Origin of the sequence: Cryobacterium zhongshanensis (assembly GCF_022760445.1) — a bacterium.
In the GTDB taxonomy this organism is placed as follows: Bacteria; Actinomycetota; Actinomycetes; order Actinomycetales; family Microbacteriaceae; genus Cryobacterium; species Cryobacterium algoricola.
In genome coordinates this window covers 34774-51378 of the sequence record NZ_JALGAR010000006.1, presented here as the reverse complement: position 1 = coordinate 51378, position 16605 = coordinate 34774, and the positions used below count along the sequence as shown (strand labels likewise).

Here is a 16605-nt window from a genome sequence, read left to right as displayed (position 1 = left end):
GTTGTTCTCCTCGTCTCTCCGGCTGTCTGTTCTAGGCAGCGGACGTGCTGGTCTTGCGGATGTTCTTCGCGCCGAGCGGCGACGTGTGAGGGGGGCGAACGGTCATGCCCATGTCGGCCTCGCGGCCGCGGGCCCAGTGGGCGACCCCGGCGACGACCCGGGCACGCAGGCGCCACAGCGCCCGCATGGCGATCAGGACGAGGACAAAGATCAGGGCGACCAGGAACAGAGCGGGGACGATCCAGACGGAGAGAACGGTCTCCAGCGGCATGTCGAGGGTGACACCGGTGCCCGACTTGACGAAGCCCATGGTCATCGGCACGACCCGAACGGCAGCGAAGAACGCGAGGACGTAGTAGCCCGCCAGGACGAGCACCAAGGTGACCGTCTTCGTGGCCAGCAGCAGACTCACCGGTGTCATCCGGGCGAACAGGCCGCGTTTTGCGGGCGTGCTGACCGGGGCGTTGCGGGTCTTGGTCGTGTTCTGCGTCATGCGATACTTCTCCTTGAGGGGACCTGATTCCCCATCGGTTTATGCTCGTTTATGAGTAAATACTATCAGCACATAGCAACGGCCGCATACCCAAGAAGGGCATGCGGCCGTCGTGTCGTGGGAGGGATTCCCTGGGCTGTACCGGCCTAGCCGGAGGTGCGAGGCTGAGTCGTTGAGGCGAATCCGGTGATCGCCGTGGGCGCGCCGTCGCCGTTCAAAGTGACGAATACCGTTGCCACGTTCACCGAGGTGCCGAGGCCATCCGAGGACTTGGCCTGTACGTCTGCAAGCACCATGTAGTCGTAGTTGACCGCGTTCACCGAGAGCAGTTTCACCTTGAAGTCGCTGACCTGAGAATTCAGTCCCGCCGCGTCGATATATGGGTACTCATTGCCCCGACTGTCCAGGTTGACTGGGGCCTTGGGCAGGAATGACGTCATGAACGCCGAGTCCTCGGCGAGGCTGTACGTGCGCATCGTGCTGTCCCGCGCCTCGCGGTAGCTCGCGTCGCTGTCCCAGGTCAGAGCGCGCTTCAGCAGGCTGCCGATGACCTTAGTGTCGGCGGCTACTCGGCTGGCGTCCGCCCCTGAGTCCTCCAGCGAGATTGTCGTCTCCAATTTGCCGGTATCCGCGCGTGCAGCGTCCACCGTGGCGAGGCGACTGTCCAGCGCCGCCTGCTGAGCGTCCAGTGCCGCGTTCTGGGTGGACATGGTCACTCCACTAACCACGCTCGTGACCACCAAGAGCGCGCCGGCTACCAGCGGGAACACCCGGTTCTTGCGTGTACTGCTCATCTCACTCACCCGCTTTGCTGCTCGTGGAGGCATTGCGTTCACCGAGCGTGGTCTGGCCGACGGTCAGGCGCCCGAAGGCTCCGGGATCGACGTAGTAACTGGCCGTTGCCCAGGCGAACAAGTCGCCGGTGGTGGTGTTCTTATTCAGCCACGTTGCCTCGAGCACACCCCTGGTCTCCGTGGCCACCACGGAGGTCAGCGCCCAACCGGACACCGCAGGATCCACGACGATGCGCCCTTGGCTGCCCGGCTGATAGCCGACGTACCACGGGAAGCGAGGGTCGATCTGGTTGGCGTCGAACGGGAGAACCGATCCGGCCACGTACGCCTGCGCGTCGTCGACGAGCAATGCGCCCTTGACGAAGTACGGTGCCAGCAGCTTGCGGTGCTCGACCGAGTCTTGGAAGGCCGTGGTGGGGGCGCCGTTGCCGTTGGACGCGGTGTTTCCGCGGGCCAGGATGCTCGTGAAGTCCTGCTGGAGCGTCGCGATCTCCTGCCCCTTTGCGGTTGCTGCGGCAATCTGCTCCTTCAGCTCAGCAGCGTAGGTGGCCGTGCCCTGTTCATCTGCCGCCGGAATCGCTGCGAGATCGCCCTTCGCCGACGCGAGACGCTGCTCATTGACTTGGGTGGAGAGGTTGAACGCGTCCGTGCTGGCCGTGGTCGTCACGGCGAGGGCGCCACTGCCAATGATCAGCGCAACGCCCAGACCCAGTGACACGATGCGTGCCAACTGTCCGGGAACGGCCCTTTCAGACCTCTTCGCCTTGCGCTCGGCGAGGCTCTTTTCGATGTCGTCGCGAGTGACCTTCGTCGCCCGCCGCACGCGGTTCTTTTCCTGCCGTACGGCAAAACGAGCGTCGAGGTCTTCCTTCGTCAGTTGCGGTTTCTTGACCTTCGCCACTGCCGCTCCCTTCCGTCTTGCGTAATATCCCTCCAGCCCTGCGCGGCACCCATTGCTATGCGAGGACTGGAGGGAAGAATATGTTCGTTTACGAGTATAACGCGCACCCTCGCGGGTGGTCGTCAGGCTGACGGTTGCTTCGTGATGAGGTCCGAAACATCGACGAACTTCCACGCGCCGCCCGTGAGCTCCGAGAGCGGAATCAACCTCGCACGGGTGTACTTGTGGTTGGAGCCGCACGAGGCTTCTCCGATCACGGCCTGATCGCCCTGGATACCCAGAACGACGAACGTGTGGCCCTCTGGCCCTGAGGCAGGTCCCGACGCCACGGAGTACACCGTGGGCGTCGTGCTCAAGGTCTTACCCATCATCGAGGCCATGGAACCGGCGGTATCAATGCCGTCGCCGTGTGCGTACTGCTGGAAGCTCGTGTATTTGTTCACGAAATAGGTCGAGAAGCCGACGCAGTTGTCGCTCTTGTCGCCGTTGCCGCAGTCCCCCGGGCCACCTGACCCGTAGCGCGCCTCGAGGAAGGTCCTGCCTTCAGTGCGGTACAACGCCATCATCGCGGTGGCTTCCTCGAACGTGAGGCCGCCCTCCTTGGCTGTGAGAACAGCGCCGCCGACACCGAGGCAGTCAGCGCGCACAGCCTGTGACCGTGAGCTGTTCGCACCGGTGACCGTGGTCCCCGACTGGGCGAGGATCGAATCGGCCAGGGCCTGGTCCTTGGTCCAGCCGCTGAACAGACCCATCCACTTGGTGGCGCTCACCCCGCGGCGAGACGCCATGGAGGCCGTGTCCGCTGAGCGCTCCCACGTCGAGTGGAAGTAGATCGCTGCTTCGGCCGGTGTGCCGTACGGGGTGGCGATCATGTCCTTCACGACTGCCGCGTCCGCGCCCTCAGCTGCAGAGAGCATGAAGCCGAGCTGCGTTTCGAGCGTCCACCAGTCCTTGGAGATCCCGGTCGCGTAGGCACGGAGGTTGGCGTTGCGGCCAAATGTCCACTGCCCCAGCCCGATGCCCTTGTCGGTGTTGGTGGCCGTAGTCTTCTTCACGTCGGTGATCATCTGGGGTGAGGAAAAGTCGTCCTGCACGCTGGTCGGGTCCACGCCAGATTCTGCATCCCAGTTGCCGATGATGCCTGCGATGTTCTCGTCGGGCATCCCCCACGCACTGAGCACCCCGTAGACCGTCTTCGCGTTCGCCAGCGTCATCGCGTCGACGCTTCCCGCTGAGCCGTCGATTTTGGCCAGCGCCGTCGTGGCCCCCACCTGGCAGTCAACCCGGCCATCCTTCAGGGCCAAGTCCGAACCGCCGGTGATGCCCACCACGGCTCCGACGATGACCATTGCCGTGACGGCTGCTGCGGCAACGGCGGAGGTGACGCCTGCTGCGGCCGCGCTGACTGCGCCGCCCACCGCGCCGCTGATCATCCCACCGAAGCCCATGATGGCTCCGACGACGGCCTTCCCCGCCGCCAGGGCCAGACCGACGGCCATTCCCCAGACGTTGGTAGCGAGAGCGGCCAAGGCCATCATCATTCCCTTGAGGAAGTTGATGAACATCGCCAGAATCATGATCTGGCCCGCGGCGCCGGCGGCCGGGACGGCTGCGGCTGCCCCCGCGACCTTGGCCGCACCGCCCTTGCTGCTTGGGCCGTTGGCTTCTCCGGATTCGGGGGCCGCCGCTGACGTGCCACCCGCACCGCGGGCGGGCGCCGACCCCTGCTCTGCCGCATCGCTCGTGTTGGCAGGGCCATCCGCGGCGGGCTGCTTCCCTGCCTCCGAGCGCGGCTTCTGCGCCTTGGCCATGTCGTTGCGATCGTGCTTGGGCTCTGACATCTGCGTCCGGTCAACGGAAGCTCCCGGTCCTGATGATGGACCAGTCGCGCCCGCTGCCGATCCCCCTGCGCCCGCAGACGAGAATCCGCCGGCCCCCCCGATGGGCATTTCAGCCATGTGGCTATCCTTCCGTTGTCATGCTGCTGATCGTTGTTGCTGTGCGCCGCCCCGCACTGAGGAACTCAGTACGCGAAGAGAGCCTTTGCCCCGTCGTTCAGCGACGCTCCCGAACGGACGTTGCGCAGGTCGACCTCGAGGTCAAGCAGCTTGCCGTACGCGTCCACCTGGTAATCGCTCTTGTGCGTGGAGTAGTCCTGGTACGCCTGCGACAGCCCGTTACGGATGTCGAAGAGGGGCTTCATCGCCTTGTCGCTGGTGCCGTAGTCCGTCAGGAGCCGACCGTTCGAGAGCGGCCACTCCAGATCGTTCACGCGCACGTCGCCTGTGGTGCTGTTCTTGGACAGGCTGGCCTTGTCGGAGATGTAGGTCACGTAGGACTCGCCCTTGGGCACGATGGCGTCGAGATAGCCCTTGGCAACACTCCCTGCACGCCAGTCAAAGTCGAATCCGCTCGGGCTGACCCACTCGGTCTTCAACTTCAGCGTGGAGGCCGTCGTGCCAACCGCCGGCGTGCCGGTGATCTGGTCGCCAGCGATCTGCACCGGGGCGGCGGGCGGAGTGATGAACACACCGTCGACGTTCACGCGGCGCATCTCGGACTCGAATTCGGCGATCTTGGTCAGATCAGCCTGCATCTGGCCGAGCTGATCCTCCATCGACGCGCGAACCGTCGTCTCCTCGGACGAGACCACGAGGGCGTCGTAGACAGCTCCAGCGTCGAACGAGTTGCCGTCCAACGTCGTGGTCGTCGTGGCCCCGGAAGCGCCCGGGTTGAAGAAGAGGCGCCACTGGTCGAACTGCGAGAAGGTGTCCTGGCCCTTCAAATCGTCGCGGACCTTGCGGCTCTCAGTCGGAAGGTAGACCAGCTCCGAGTTGGCGCGCATGGTGAGGTTGAGGATCTGCTGCTCGAACGGCTTGTCGCTGTCGATCACCATCGCCATATAGCCGGTAGAGCCGAACACCACGATCTGTCCGGTGAGGTTGGACTTGAGCGGCTGGTCCACCAGCGTCACGGAAGACCCTGTGACGAACGCCTGGTACTTCTTGGCGTTCGCGGACACTGAGCTCGGGTCCTTGAACTTCATCAGGACCATCGAGCGGGTGCGCGCGCTGTTCACGAAGATGCCGCTGACGTCACCGGCCAGCTGAGTCTTGGAGGTGTTGAAGCTCGGGGTGTACAGCGTGGTGCTGTCCATCTGCGCGTTGTCGTTCGTGACAGCGGAGACCGAGGCGCTGCTGAAGATCAGCACGAAGGACACTGCGACGACGGCGACGAAGATGCCGAAACGTTCTATCGCATGGTGCGAGCTCAGGTGCAGAGTCGCGACCATGCCCTTTGTCGAATCCTTCAAGCTCATTGCCAGGGCCTTTCTCGATACCGGGTGTGTGGTGATTTCGTGAGGTGAGCCTGCGGCCGCGTGTGGACAGCGGCGGCGAATGCGGGTAAGCCGCGAAGGAGTGGGGTCGAAGCCCCCTGAAAACGAGAAGGGGCCGACGGCTCCAGCCGACGACCCCGCATCCGCGTCTTGCAGTTCCGTACCGCTCGGCTAACCCCCGAAGCCGAAGAGGCCCTGAACAACGATGAATCCGCCGCCCAGTTCCTGGATCGTGGTCTGACCGCCAGCAGCGATGTCACTGATCAGGACGATGCCCCCGGTCATCAGCGCGCCACCCACGATGATCATGAGCACGACCTTGAACCAGGACTCCTGCTGGTTCTGGCCATTGCCGAAGAACTTCTTGGCGATGAGCACTGCGGCCCACACGACCACGACGAGTCCGAGAAGGGAGATCAGGACGCCGCCGGTGGTGCCGACGTACTTCTTGGCGTTGGTGAAGAACGAGACCAAGTCCCATGCCGCCGGAGGGAGATTCGTCGTCAGCGCAGACGATGTGGTCTCGAAAATTGACAGATTGCTCATGCGGTGTCCTCGCTATCAGATTGGGATTTATTGCCAGCGGGTACAAGAGCCCCCCCGCAAGAAACTCTACCCAAAATAGGGTGTTCGGAGCAACTTGACACGCCACTTTTTTTCTCGAATACGAGCAAAACCGGCCACCCCCGCCCCGCGAGTGCCGGGCGCATGGCAAAGGCCGGCAGCCGTGAATTTCTTCACAACTGCCGGCCTCAGACCGAGTTACGCTCTACCGGTTTTGAGGGCCTCCTCAGGACCCTTTCGGAGCGGACGAAGCAGGCTTGGCCTGCTGAGGGGCTTTCGGTGCGGGCCGCTGCGGGGCCTGACCGGCAGGTGCCGCTGCGGCGGGCTTCGGAGCCTGCTGACGCGGTGCCATCGGGGCGGCCTTGTGGGACTGCTGCACGTGCCTCTGCGACACAGCAGAGGGCGTAGACGCCGCCGGCTGAGACTTCTGAGGCGGCCGCGGAGCCGACTGCCGAGCGGGAGCAGGGGCGACCTTGCTGCGCTGGGCCGGCTTCGGGGCCTTCACTGCTGCCCCGCCCCCTGCGCCGCCGGACGTGCCTTTGGCGGCACCGGCAGCGTTTGCCACCATTCCACCGGCCTGGGAGACCTTCTGAGCCTGCCCCGCCCTCTGAGCGTGGCGCTGGTCGGGCTTATCGAGCGAGCTGCGACCAGCGTCGGCCTGAGCCTGTTTGGCCTGTTCGCCCGCTGCGACGGCGGAACCGCCGTGCTCGAGTGCACGACCACCGGACTCTGCAGCTCCAGCGCCGTCACCGGCGAGACCCCGGCCGACGGCGAGGCCCGCGTGACCGGCAGCCTGTGCCCCTTCCTTGCCCGCGTCGAGGGCCTTGGTGTCAGCCGCCTTGTAGCCCTCGGCGGACTTGTCCAGCGAGCTAGAGGCTGCGCTCATGGCGTCGTCACCGCCGACCTGCGGGCCACGGATCTCACCCTGCTTGGACAGCCCGTTGGTTTCGACGTTGCGGCCAAGTGCGACCTCGTCCGCAGCGGATCCGCCGTCAGTGCCGTTGGCGCCGTCAGTACCCGAGAGTGCGAGTGCAGATCCCTGGTCGCCGTTACCTGCAGCGCCCTCCGTGATGGCCAGCTGCCCGGAGCCGCCGCCGTCCGGGCCGGAGCCCATCTCAGTCGTGCCGCCTGCGGTTTCGATGCCGGCCGGTCCGCCGGCGGCACCCTTACCGGGAAGTGCAGCTGCGGCCGGTGACTTGCTCATGCCGCCGCTCATCATCCGGTTCGCCGCGGCCGCGCCAGCACCTGCCGCCAGGCCACCTGCGATAGCCGGTGCCATCTTGCCGCCGCCAGGCATGCCCACCTGTGTGTCCATGAACTTCTCGACCAGCTTGGTCACAGCCTCTTCGACGGCCTTGACGAGCGTCTTCCGAACCCGCAGGGCCATAACGGTGAACACCAGAACGCCGACGATGGAGAGCAGGGTGACAACCATGCCGAACGCCCAGCCTGACGTGAGGAAGGTCACGAATCCGGCCATCGTTCCGCCGGCGCCGTTGTTCATGATCTGCGCGAACGGCATCTCGATCAGCTGCGGCAGCGACGTGAGGAACTCCTGGACGATCCGGTACACGAAGATCGTGATGATGACCTCGAGGATCAGGGCCACGGAGTACACGACCACCTTGGCGATCGCCGCAAGCGCGCCGAGCGTTGCAAACGGCACCGCGGTGATGATCTGGAACGAGCGTCGGATGCTGGCGAACAGCAACGAGAACGCGTAGCCGAGACCGATGAGCACGAACGAGCCCAGCAACACGACCGCGTTGAACCAGTAGAGGAAGCCCATCGTGCCCGTGCCGACCTGGTTGACCGAGTTGTGAATCGACCGCGTCGCCTCGCTCATCACGTTCGAGGATGAGTACATCGTCATCGAGGTCGATCCGAAGTCGGTGTTGAGGTAGTTGTACATCGCCAGCGGGGACAGGTTGCAGGCACGGGCGGAGCCGTCATAGCTGGCGATGCTGGTCCCGGTGTACATGCAGCCGGAGACGCTGGAGGTGAGCTTGCGCACCCCGGAGCCGCTGCCCTGAAGACCCGTCCCCGTCTGGACTGCGATCAGCGGGTTGCTCGAGGGCGCCGCGTCGTCGGCATTGAGCGCATTCGCGTCCTTCTCCATGTTCTCGAACCAACCCTTGACGGTGGTGTTGGCGTTCGCCTGGTAATACGCCGACTGGGTCAGCTCGCCTTTGGCCGTGGTCTCGAATGAGGCTGCCGATACTTGGGCGTTGCCCATGAAGCGCATCAGCATGTCGACCGTCGTGCTGAAGGCGCTCGCCTTCGTGGAAACGTCGGCGCTCTTGCCCTCCAGGATCTGGTTGGACCAGGTCGCATCGTGAGTGGTTGCCGAAACAATCGGCGTCAGACCCAAGCTGAGGGACTGGTTGTTGATCGCTAGTGCGCTGTTGCGTACATTCGCCTGTGCCGCACCGCTGGCCTGCGCCGAGGACGGATCCCATTCGATGATTGCGCTAGCAGGGATCGCGAGGCGACTCTTCATCGCCCAGTTCTCGAAGTCAACGTATGTGCTCATGACCACGCGGGTGGAACCGGCGTTGCCGTCGCTGGACGCGTCGGCCATGGAGTTGACCATCCCGGTGTACATCGTGCCCAGCAGAGGAAGTCCGAGGCCGATGAAGACGACGCGGATCACGATCTTCTTCAGGGCCCCGCCCCGGTCCATCTTCTTGAACATCACCAGCGAGAACAGCAGGATGCCAATGAACAGCGGCACCATCACGGTCCAGGCCAAGGTGTTCAGCGAGGTGTACCAGCCGCCGATGAAGCTCGCCAGGCCACTGAGCGGCCCCACGTCGGCGGTGCCGTTACCGACCATTCCATTGGCGAACTCAGGGCTGATCGCCGCGACGCCGATGTAGAAGAGCTTGAACGGGTTGAGCACAGAGAGCAGGCCGACAAACGCGTTGAAGACGAAGTCGACCGCGCCGCCCAGGATGTAGAGCAGCATCACGAGCCCGCCGGACACCACATTCATGAATCCGAGCGAGAGACCCGTGCTCGTGCCGTCCAGGCCCATGCCCTTCAGCGCCGCTCCAAAGTACGCGTAGTCGACCATGCCCTGGAACTTCGATGCACCAAAACTCGACGAGTCGTCGGTGTTACTGCGCACCAGGAGCGTCTCGTAGCCGATGGCGTCTGAGGAGCCCGAGAGCTTGGAGGCCATCCAGCCCGTTACAGACGAGAAGTTCGGGTCGGCGTAGCCGAGAAGCGATCCCGCAGATCCGGGGTCTTGGATGATGGGGTTCCAGGACGCGTTGAATCCGGTGTGGTTATCCGGCTGCTGCACGTTGGAGAAGAAGGCCGTCGTCGAGGACGCGACCTTGTAGAACGAGAACTTCATGGCGTCGTCGTCCGTGGCCTGCGCGGCCGACGTGCCAAGGAAACCAACCAGAGGGATCAGAAGCATCATCCCGAGGGCGATGCTCTTCTTCACGCTCCACACGGGCTTCTTTCCGGCCGGCTCAGCCGGTACGGGCGTGCTGACTCGTCCCCCTCGACTTTCCCGCAGGAATGCCAGGAGGCTCCGCCGCGCCTTGTGGGCGATCGTCGTCTCCGTCATTGTGTTTCCTTCCTCGTCCTTCGTGGTTCTCAGCCTTGTCATCGCGTCGGCGCCATGCGCATCTGGAGTTCGTTCTGTGGTGACCGGTTGGTGCCAGCCGAAGGGAGCCGGCGCGGCAGCATGGCGGGCCGCTGTGGCTGCGTCGGTGCCTCAACTCGGCGAACGGCTGCACCCCGCGCTCCCCCGGCCTGGGCGGCTCGCGGGGCCTCTGTCTTACGCTCAGACTCGATCTGGGCCCGCTGCTCGGCCCGAGCCGGGTTGATACCCAGCGCGAGGTCGAGATCGAAGACCACGTTTGAGACGCCGCGGCGCAGGTACGCGAGGGTCCGGCCCTTGGTGGTCACCAGGTGCTCGAGGTCCGGCGGGATGTCTTGGGCGAGGTGCTTCTGGTACGTGGCAACAGTCGTTTCGCTCATCGACCCCAGCACCGTCCAGTCCGCCTTGTCGAAGTGGTTGAACGCTGAGTCAGCGAGCATCTTGTCGACGTCGTTGTACAGGTACGCCACACGGCCGCCACGGGCGAAGAGGCGCTCGAACTGGGTGTCGATGTACTCCTTGACCCGATTGTCGATGTTCTCGGTGCCGTGGATGATCACCGTGTCACCGAGGCCCAGGTTGTCCACTGCGAAGCCGACGGTGTTCACGAGCTGGGCCATGGCCACACCCTTGCCGCGGCGCAGGAGCTTGGAGAAGTCGTAGAGCACGCGACGAGCCTCGAAAACACCGTCGATCTCCTCGTTCGTGAAGGTGTTGAAGAGGTCGCCGTTGTTGTCCAGCAGATCCTTGAACAGGAGGCGGAGCACGTTGTAGGCGTGCAGGGCCTCCTCGTCACGGGCCACACTGTTGGAGAGTGCGCGATACTGCGTCTCGAAATACGTGACCAAGTCCTGAAGGCGCGGCAGGTGCTTGTGGTCCAGGTTGACCAGGCGCAGGCGCTTGCGGTTCTCTTTGGCGTTGCGCAGCCACATGCCCTTGTCGATGTAGAACGTCGTCAGGGTTTCCTTCAGGGAACCGCGGATGATCGAGCGGTCGTTTTCGGTGGTCTCGTAGGCCTGCTCGGCCATCAGGACGATCTTCTCCAGATGGGCCGGGAAGATCGAGAGCTCGTCATCACGCTCACCGAACATCTCGAACATGTTGATGTCGCCGGAGTTCATGTCCAGGCGGGCCGTCAGCTTTGAGAGCTTCGGACCCAGGACGTCGAGGTTCGCGCCGTCGAGCACCAGGTGGACGACACGACCGTTGTTCAGCAGGGCGCTCTGGCTCACTTTGGAGCCCCACATGTCGGGGACGTGCGCGCGGCCGAGGATGTTATTGATCGTGGAGTCGGCCACGACGACGTGGTGCCCGTAGTCGTTCACGTCAAAGAGCACAGCTGAGTTGTTCACGTCACCGAACATCGAGCCGACGTACTCCCCGCCCGTGTCGTTCAGGCCGTTGGTGACCAGCGAGTGCGAGCCGGCGAATTCCACCGAAGTGAAGTGCTGACCCTTGCCGCGCTTCTTGTCGTTCTTCTTGAACAGTCCGGCCAGCTCCTGCTTCTGCTCCCCGGGGTACGCAGCCACCTTCACGGTGCCGAAACGATCGACGTAGAGGCGCGAGATGCTTTCCACGGTTTCGTCCAGAATCACCAGTGTCGGAGCCTTCACGAGCAGGCGATTGTGAACGTGGAGGTAGCTGGCACCGTCCTGGAGCTCGGCGGTTGCCGTATCGACGTCAGTGGTGACCTTTTCAGCCTTGCGACGAGTGCTCGCGGTGCCCGAGGCGTCCTGCTCGCCGCTGTCGAGCTTGCCCAGCTTGTCGGAGGACGAGATGTGGTCGTCGATCCACTTTTCGCCCATCCGCCGCACCTGCTCGAATAGCACGACACTGACGCCCAAGTCGAAGTCCAGCGGGATGCGGCCGATACCCCAGAAAGCACCGAAGTCGTCACGGGCCGCATCGTCGTGGAAGAAGCCCAAGACGCATGCCAGGCTGCCGTCGACCTCGAAGTAGTCGCTGCGGAAGACGTAGCCCTCGCGGGGCTTCATGGCGAGCAGGTGAGGGTAGTCCTCAAACGCGCCCTTCAGACGGCGTGCGGCGCGCGCGAGAGCCTTGCGCTCCTTGGCACTGAGACCGGCGTACGGCCCGTCAGCGTCGGCAGTCTTGCGCCGATCCACGATCGCTGCAGCGTTTGCCTCGACAGCGGCGCGGCGCAGGCCCGCAAGGCCTCCCTCGCCGGTGCCGAACGTGCCGAACGGGGAAGCCGACGCCGAGGACGGCGCGAAGGTGGGCGTGCTCTTGTTCAGGCCACGGTCATCGCCGCGGACGGGGTTTGCGTCCCCGCCGGGGAGAGAGCGACCACTGGTGCCCGTTGAGCTATTGCCGCGTGTGCGGCCAATGCTCGTATCCGTTCCCGTGTTCATGCTCATGTGTCCTTATTGCTCGTTTATCAGTATAAAAGGGTATAGGTAGAGTCTACACAGAGACTCAGTTGGCACCCGCGTAGATGGCGGACAACATCTCCAGGCCGTCGGGCGCATCCAGCATCGTGAGCTGCTTGATCATCAGTGAGGACTCCTCTGCCTCGGCCCGAACGACGGTGTGTGCCCGGCGCAGCGCCTCGAGGTTGTCGGCCTTGATCACGAGGTACTGGTGGATCGAGGTGAACGATCCACCGACGTAGTTCTTGAGGATCGCGTACTGCTCTTCCATCAGCTCGGACAGTTCCGCATCCGGGGCTTCCATGTGGCGGTTGCGCATCTCGAGATTGGCCAGCTGTCGGTAAACGCGCTGCGGCTCCTTCGTGGTGATCCAGATGAACTCGGCCGTGGTGTCGACCTTCCGGTAGAACGCATCCACGCGGTCGAGGATCGAGATCTTGTCCTTGGCGAAGACCAGGGCCGACGCGGAACCAACGACGAGATACGCCTGGCCGACTGAACCGTCGCCCCAGGTGATGAAACCCGACTCCTCGACCTTGTCGACGCCGACGATCGCGTAGAAGGGACTCGGGTCTGAGCTCTTGCGAGTGACTACGCGGCGCGACGCCGGCGGGACGTAGTTCACCAAGGCCGGGAGGCTGCTGATCTTCAGCTCTTTGGTCTTTGAGTAGCGACCGAAGAACGCCGTGGCAAAGAGCCACCAGATGACGACGAGAGCCAAGATCCAAAAGTCCGCACTCTTGAGGAAGGTGCTCGAGAGCACCCAGAACATGGTGAAGATCGAAATCGCCCAGAACAGAAGGACCTTGATGGGCAGGGGCTTGACCTGCCAGCCGCCGCTGCTCAGCGCAATTTCGTGGTCTAGGAAGCTACGGCTCAAGGAGGCCGGGATCTTGTAGATGTTCTTGGCCATGGCCGGTTCCCCCTGCGTTGAATGAGGGCTCACATTCAGCCCAGGTCACTGACAATTGTACAGGAATTGACCCCGCATATTTCGCATTTCTGCTCGTTTTCGAGCAATTCTAGGACGGTTCCAATGTCGGCTGAGGCCATGTTTTTGCGGACGTCCCCATGCCTGCGGTCCGCGGCCGACTACCGGTTCCCGGCATGCAAAAACCCCCACCTTCAGCCGGGGGACGGTCTGAGATGGGGGTCTGTCTTGCGGGGTGCGATTCGAGGACGCCTTTGTCCTCTACCGACGCTCACCCTACGCCGAGAGGGTGACAACCTGTGCAGCCGGGCACGGTAACGGGGCCTACGCCAGGGTCACCAGCGCCGGATTCCACACAGTGATCGGCACGGTGCCGCCGTTGTACCACTGGTCCTGGGCCAGCCCCACGCGGGCTTCCAGCCCAAGCGACCGCACGAACACCGGGAAGCTCACCGTCTTGGGGTTGTCCCAGTCGAGGTACGGCGCCGTCGAGAAACCCGCCAGCATGCGCGGGCGACCGTTGCGATTGCTCCACGGCCGGATGTGGTCGATCAGGTCGTCGTAGCGTTCTTGCAGCACGACCCGGTCGATCGCCACCTGCGCGGCGCGGTCCTTGGTCCCGCTGAGCTTGATCAACGCCGGCGCCATCCGGCTCGTGACGTTGGGCATATACGGCCAGCCTGCGTTCTCGGCGAGACCGTGCTCCTTCATCCAGATCGTGAACTTGTTCTCGAAGTGCACCGCGGGAACGCTGTGGCCCCTGGACTCGTCAGCCAGATTCCGGCCGAGGCGGACTTGGCGAGGTGTCGCTGCGTCATCCTCGAATTCGGCGGCCGCGGCATTGAGGCTGATCTGGTTGAGCTCGGCGAATCGGGCGATCGCGTCAAGATCGTTCTCAGTCACGGAGTCTGCTTTCTTCTCGGGTGGATTCTCGGGTGGTGTGCCAACGCTCAGCAATCCCAACGGGACGGACGCGGCAGCTTGGCAACGAGCTTGCTCGCTCCCTGCACGACGCTCCGGGCCAGAGCGGTGTCGCTGTCGATGCGGCTGTAATCCTTCAGAAAGCGATCCACGGAGCAAGACCACCCGGCGGTGGCATTGACGGGGACCGGGTGCCTGGTCCAGCGCACCTCGCCGTTGCTGCGGTTCTCTTCGATGACCACGGCGTAGCTCGCCTGGTCGCAGTTCTTCACGAAGACATCGTTTCGCTTCAAACGCACCCTGCCAGTCAAGAGATTCCATTCTCGGCATGTGTCTCACGCCTACGTTCAACCTAGCGATGGGGGGTGTCAACCGCAGTGGGTGGGCAGCTGGCCCTCGGGTCGAAGGACTTCGATAGTGAGGCCTGATGCCGCCATGCTTTCCCGTGCAGCTTGGCCTTTGCGAAAAATCAGCCCAATGTCGGGGGTTCTGAAGACCCCGCCTTCAGCATCGTTGCCCACCATGCGTAGTCGGACAACAGACTGATGAACTCCCTTGGTAAACGCCATCACGCCGTGACAGTATTCGGTTGCGTTGCTCCTCAACTCGCCACTCGTCATTTCCTCGCTGTGCCGATACACAACGCGGTCATCATCCGTCGATTCAACTGAGGCATGGATGATGCTGTTGCGAACCTTCCTGAGACGATCACCCTCGTCTTCGAGGCCCACCAGCTGTGAATATAAAGGATGACGATCCTTGATCAGCCGCTTGCGCAGCTTCTTGAAGGCCTCGAGCAATCCGTTCTTGTTCTCTCGAATGCCCGCTACACCGGGCGTTTGTAACTGCGTGACCAAAAGCAAGAGGGCGGAGTCAAAAAGCGAACCGCAGAGAGCCACCTCCCCAATCAGGCTCAGATCTTCAGCGGAGACTGACTCGCCGGGATACAGAATGCCCATTTTTGGCTTGACCTTTCTTGTCAACTCGAATACCCGTCAGAAGTACGGTGTGCCGCCGATTCGACAGGGAGGCTTATCGGCCGCGGGTCTCGTCCCGGCCCTTCTCGCTGCTGCGACGGAGTGCGGCTAACAGCTTCTCCGACGGCTTCAGAGGGGCTTTGGGTGCAGGCGCCTTGCCGTCGGCACGCATCGGTCTGGACATTCTGGAAATCTGAGCAGGGTTGCGCCTCGACGGATTGTGACCGGTGCGCGACTGTGCTGTCGCTCCCAGTGACGAACTCAACGTCTTGCGAACTGCGTCAAACGCATCCAGCGGGCTCACGGTGACCGAAATTTGCCCCTTCAGCGCCTGCTCGATACCGTCGAGAAAATCGACGATCTGCGCGCCAGACAGCTTGTGCAGGCGTTCGGCTGAAATCCGTACGCCGAAAATCTCTTCTGGACAAATGGTCTTCACCACCAAGTCCTCGAGCATGTCAGTCAGCACCTTGGTGACCGCCTGCTGGATCTGCTGCGTCACGGGGTCCATTCCGATCGTCACGACGGCAAGGCCGTCTAAAAGGCCCAGACCTGTCGGACCGGAAGGCGCAGGCGTGAGCCTCTCGACGGTAATGGTGATGTCGCCAGGAGAGCTGTACCCGCTCATGTTCGGATGGACCTTTCGTTTGGATACGGTCAGCAGAAATGAAGCCGTGGCCGCACACTATTGCCCCGGTACGACAAAAACCCCGCCGCAGCGTGTGCCATGACGGGGTTTTCGGGTGGTGCTTCTGCGCCTACTTGTAGCCGATCACCTCGTGCGACACGGCACGCACCACGTCGGCCGAGACGTCTGCGAAGGCGAGGCGGTACACGATGTTCAAGCGCGGGTTGAAGATCCCGATGTACTCGATCTGACCGTACTGTTCCTGCCCCGAGCGGAGACCCATGAGCAGGTACATCAGCAGCTGCAGCGTGTGGACGGCCGTGGGCGGGGCCACCGACACCTTGAAGTCCCACAGCGTGTCCGCAGTCAGGAAGTCACCATCTCCCGAGTCCACGAGCGTCGTCTTAGAGAGCCGGTTGACCGGCAAGAAGCCGTCTTCCGTGACCGGCCCGAACTTGGTGAAGAACGCAACCGCCCGCTCAACCATGGTGCGGATGTGAGCGGTCGTCACGGCGTCCGGAGGCGTGTGCTCACCAAAGTAGGAGCCGGCGCCGCGGCGGTAGGCGATGTCGTAGCCGACCAGGTGTACCGCGGCGCGGATGGCATCGTCGTCTGGGATGACGCCCGGTCGCAAGCTCTTCAGCTGCGTGAGCACATCCACGACGTGCACCATCTCCTGTGTGGCCGTCTCGTCCCGAAGGTAGCCGACGTCGAGCACAGGCGTCAGCCGGCTGATGTCCAGCGTGCTCAGTACCTCGGAAAGGTGGAGCCGTACCGCGCCCTCGATCGAGATCAGGAAGGCGTCCTCCGGTGCGGCACCATTGGCGAGGCGTGAGAGGTAGTCCACGGCCGTCCCCACCGCAGCGGGAGAGACATTCTCCGCACGGTGGTTCAGGAGCTGAGGTGTTCCGTCTCCGAGCTGCATCCACGACATTGCCCGTGGATTGACGTAGCCCCCGCGCGGTTGGGTGACCTGCTTGATGCGCTGGGTGACGGTGGCCATTGTTCCTCCAAGACGAGGACTGCGCGAGGGGCAGTCAGGATCAACCTATGGGG

14 protein-coding genes are annotated in these 16605 nt (G+C 63.4%); all 14 read right to left on the bottom strand.

The window, feature by feature from the left end; genetic code table 11:
* Positions 1-31: 31 nt before the first annotated feature.
* Positions 32-493, bottom strand: coding sequence for a hypothetical protein (locus MQH31_RS17435; protein ID WP_243013079.1), 462 nt, complete (start codon positions 491-493; stop codon positions 32-34).
* Between the two features lie 146 nt (positions 494-639).
* Positions 640-1203 carry a hypothetical protein gene (locus MQH31_RS17430; protein WP_243013078.1) on the bottom strand — a complete coding sequence of 188 codons (564 nt, stop codon included), beginning with the start codon at positions 1201-1203 and terminating at the stop codon, positions 640-642.
* Between the two features lie 85 nt (positions 1204-1288).
* Positions 1289-2188 carry a hypothetical protein gene (locus MQH31_RS17425; protein WP_243013077.1) on the bottom strand — a complete coding sequence of 300 codons (900 nt, stop codon included), beginning with the start codon at positions 2186-2188 and terminating at the stop codon, positions 1289-1291.
* A gap of 122 nt (positions 2189-2310) precedes the next feature.
* Positions 2311-4029 carry a phage tail tip lysozyme gene (locus MQH31_RS17420; protein ID WP_243013076.1) on the bottom strand — a complete coding sequence of 573 codons (1719 nt, stop codon included), beginning with the start codon at positions 4027-4029 and terminating at the stop codon, positions 2311-2313.
* Positions 4030-4211: 182 nt separating this feature from the next.
* Positions 4212-5507, bottom strand: a complete 1296-nt coding sequence (locus tag MQH31_RS17415; protein WP_243013075.1) for a hypothetical protein — start codon at positions 5505-5507, stop codon at positions 4212-4214.
* Between the two features lie 189 nt (positions 5508-5696).
* A complete protein-coding gene (locus MQH31_RS17410) occupies positions 5697-6071 on the bottom strand; it encodes a hypothetical protein (protein WP_243013074.1) in 375 nt (124 codons plus the stop codon).
* Positions 6072-6315: 244 nt separating this feature from the next.
* Positions 6316-9669 carry a hypothetical protein gene (locus MQH31_RS17405; RefSeq protein WP_243013073.1) on the bottom strand — a complete coding sequence of 1118 codons (3354 nt, stop codon included), beginning with the start codon at positions 9667-9669 and terminating at the stop codon, positions 6316-6318.
* 38 nt (positions 9670-9707) lie between these two features.
* The gene (locus MQH31_RS17400) at positions 9708-12080 is read right to left on the bottom strand and encodes a hypothetical protein (protein ID WP_243013072.1); all 2373 of its coding nucleotides are present in this window, start codon (positions 12078-12080) and stop codon (positions 9708-9710) included.
* Positions 12081-12138: 58 nt separating this feature from the next.
* Positions 12139-13005 (bottom strand): hypothetical protein, encoded by an 867-nt coding sequence (locus MQH31_RS17395; protein WP_243013071.1) that lies wholly within the window; start codon positions 13003-13005, stop codon positions 12139-12141.
* Between the two features lie 342 nt (positions 13006-13347).
* Complete coding sequence (locus MQH31_RS17390; RefSeq protein ID WP_243013070.1) at positions 13348-13926, bottom strand: hypothetical protein; 579 nt, start codon at positions 13924-13926, stop codon at positions 13348-13350.
* 47 nt (positions 13927-13973) lie between these two features.
* Positions 13974-14243, bottom strand: a complete 270-nt coding sequence (locus MQH31_RS17385; protein WP_243013069.1) for a hypothetical protein — start codon at positions 14241-14243, stop codon at positions 13974-13976.
* Positions 14244-14312: 69 nt separating this feature from the next.
* Positions 14313-14903, bottom strand: coding sequence for a hypothetical protein (locus MQH31_RS17380; RefSeq protein WP_243013068.1), 591 nt, complete (start codon positions 14901-14903; stop codon positions 14313-14315).
* Between the two features lie 73 nt (positions 14904-14976).
* Positions 14977-15549: a hypothetical protein gene (locus MQH31_RS17375; RefSeq protein ID WP_243013067.1), complete on the bottom strand. Its 573-nt coding sequence runs from the start codon at positions 15547-15549 to the stop codon at positions 14977-14979.
* A 130-nt stretch (positions 15550-15679) separates the two neighbouring features.
* Complete coding sequence (locus tag MQH31_RS17370) at positions 15680-16552, bottom strand: hypothetical protein (protein ID WP_243013066.1); 873 nt, start codon at positions 16550-16552, stop codon at positions 15680-15682.
* Positions 16553-16605: the final 53 nt, after the last annotated feature.

Bases quoted from the DNA above. Each gene is read 5' to 3' on its own strand.
- MQH31_RS17400 (WP_243013072.1), bottom strand. From the start codon at position 12,080: ATGAGCATGAACACGGGAACGGATACGAGCATTGGCCGCACACGCGGC.
- MQH31_RS17430 (WP_243013078.1), bottom strand. From the start codon at position 1,203: ATGTCCACCCAGAACGCGGCACTGGACGCTCAGCAGGCGGCGCTGGAC.
- MQH31_RS17415 (WP_243013075.1), bottom strand. From the start codon at position 5,507: ATGAGCTTGAAGGATTCGACAAAGGGCATGGTCGCGACTCTGCACCTG.
- MQH31_RS17435 (WP_243013079.1), bottom strand. From the start codon at position 493: ATGACGCAGAACACGACCAAGACCCGCAACGCCCCGGTCAGCACGCCC.
- MQH31_RS17395 (WP_243013071.1), bottom strand. From the start codon at position 13,005: ATGGCCAAGAACATCTACAAGATCCCGGCCTCCTTGAGCCGTAGCTTC.
- MQH31_RS17380 (WP_243013068.1), bottom strand. From the start codon at position 14,903: ATGGGCATTCTGTATCCCGGCGAGTCAGTCTCCGCTGAAGATCTGAGC.
- MQH31_RS17375 (WP_243013067.1), bottom strand. From the start codon at position 15,549: ATGAGCGGGTACAGCTCTCCTGGCGACATCACCATTACCGTCGAGAGG.
- MQH31_RS17405 (WP_243013073.1), bottom strand. From the start codon at position 9,669: ATGACGGAGACGACGATCGCCCACAAGGCGCGGCGGAGCCTCCTGGCA.
- MQH31_RS17410 (WP_243013074.1), bottom strand. From the start codon at position 6,071: ATGAGCAATCTGTCAATTTTCGAGACCACATCGTCTGCGCTGACGACG.
- MQH31_RS17370 (WP_243013066.1), bottom strand. From the start codon at position 16,552: ATGGCCACCGTCACCCAGCGCATCAAGCAGGTCACCCAACCGCGCGGG.
- MQH31_RS17420 (WP_243013076.1), bottom strand. From the start codon at position 4,029: ATGTCAGAGCCCAAGCACGATCGCAACGACATGGCCAAGGCGCAGAAG.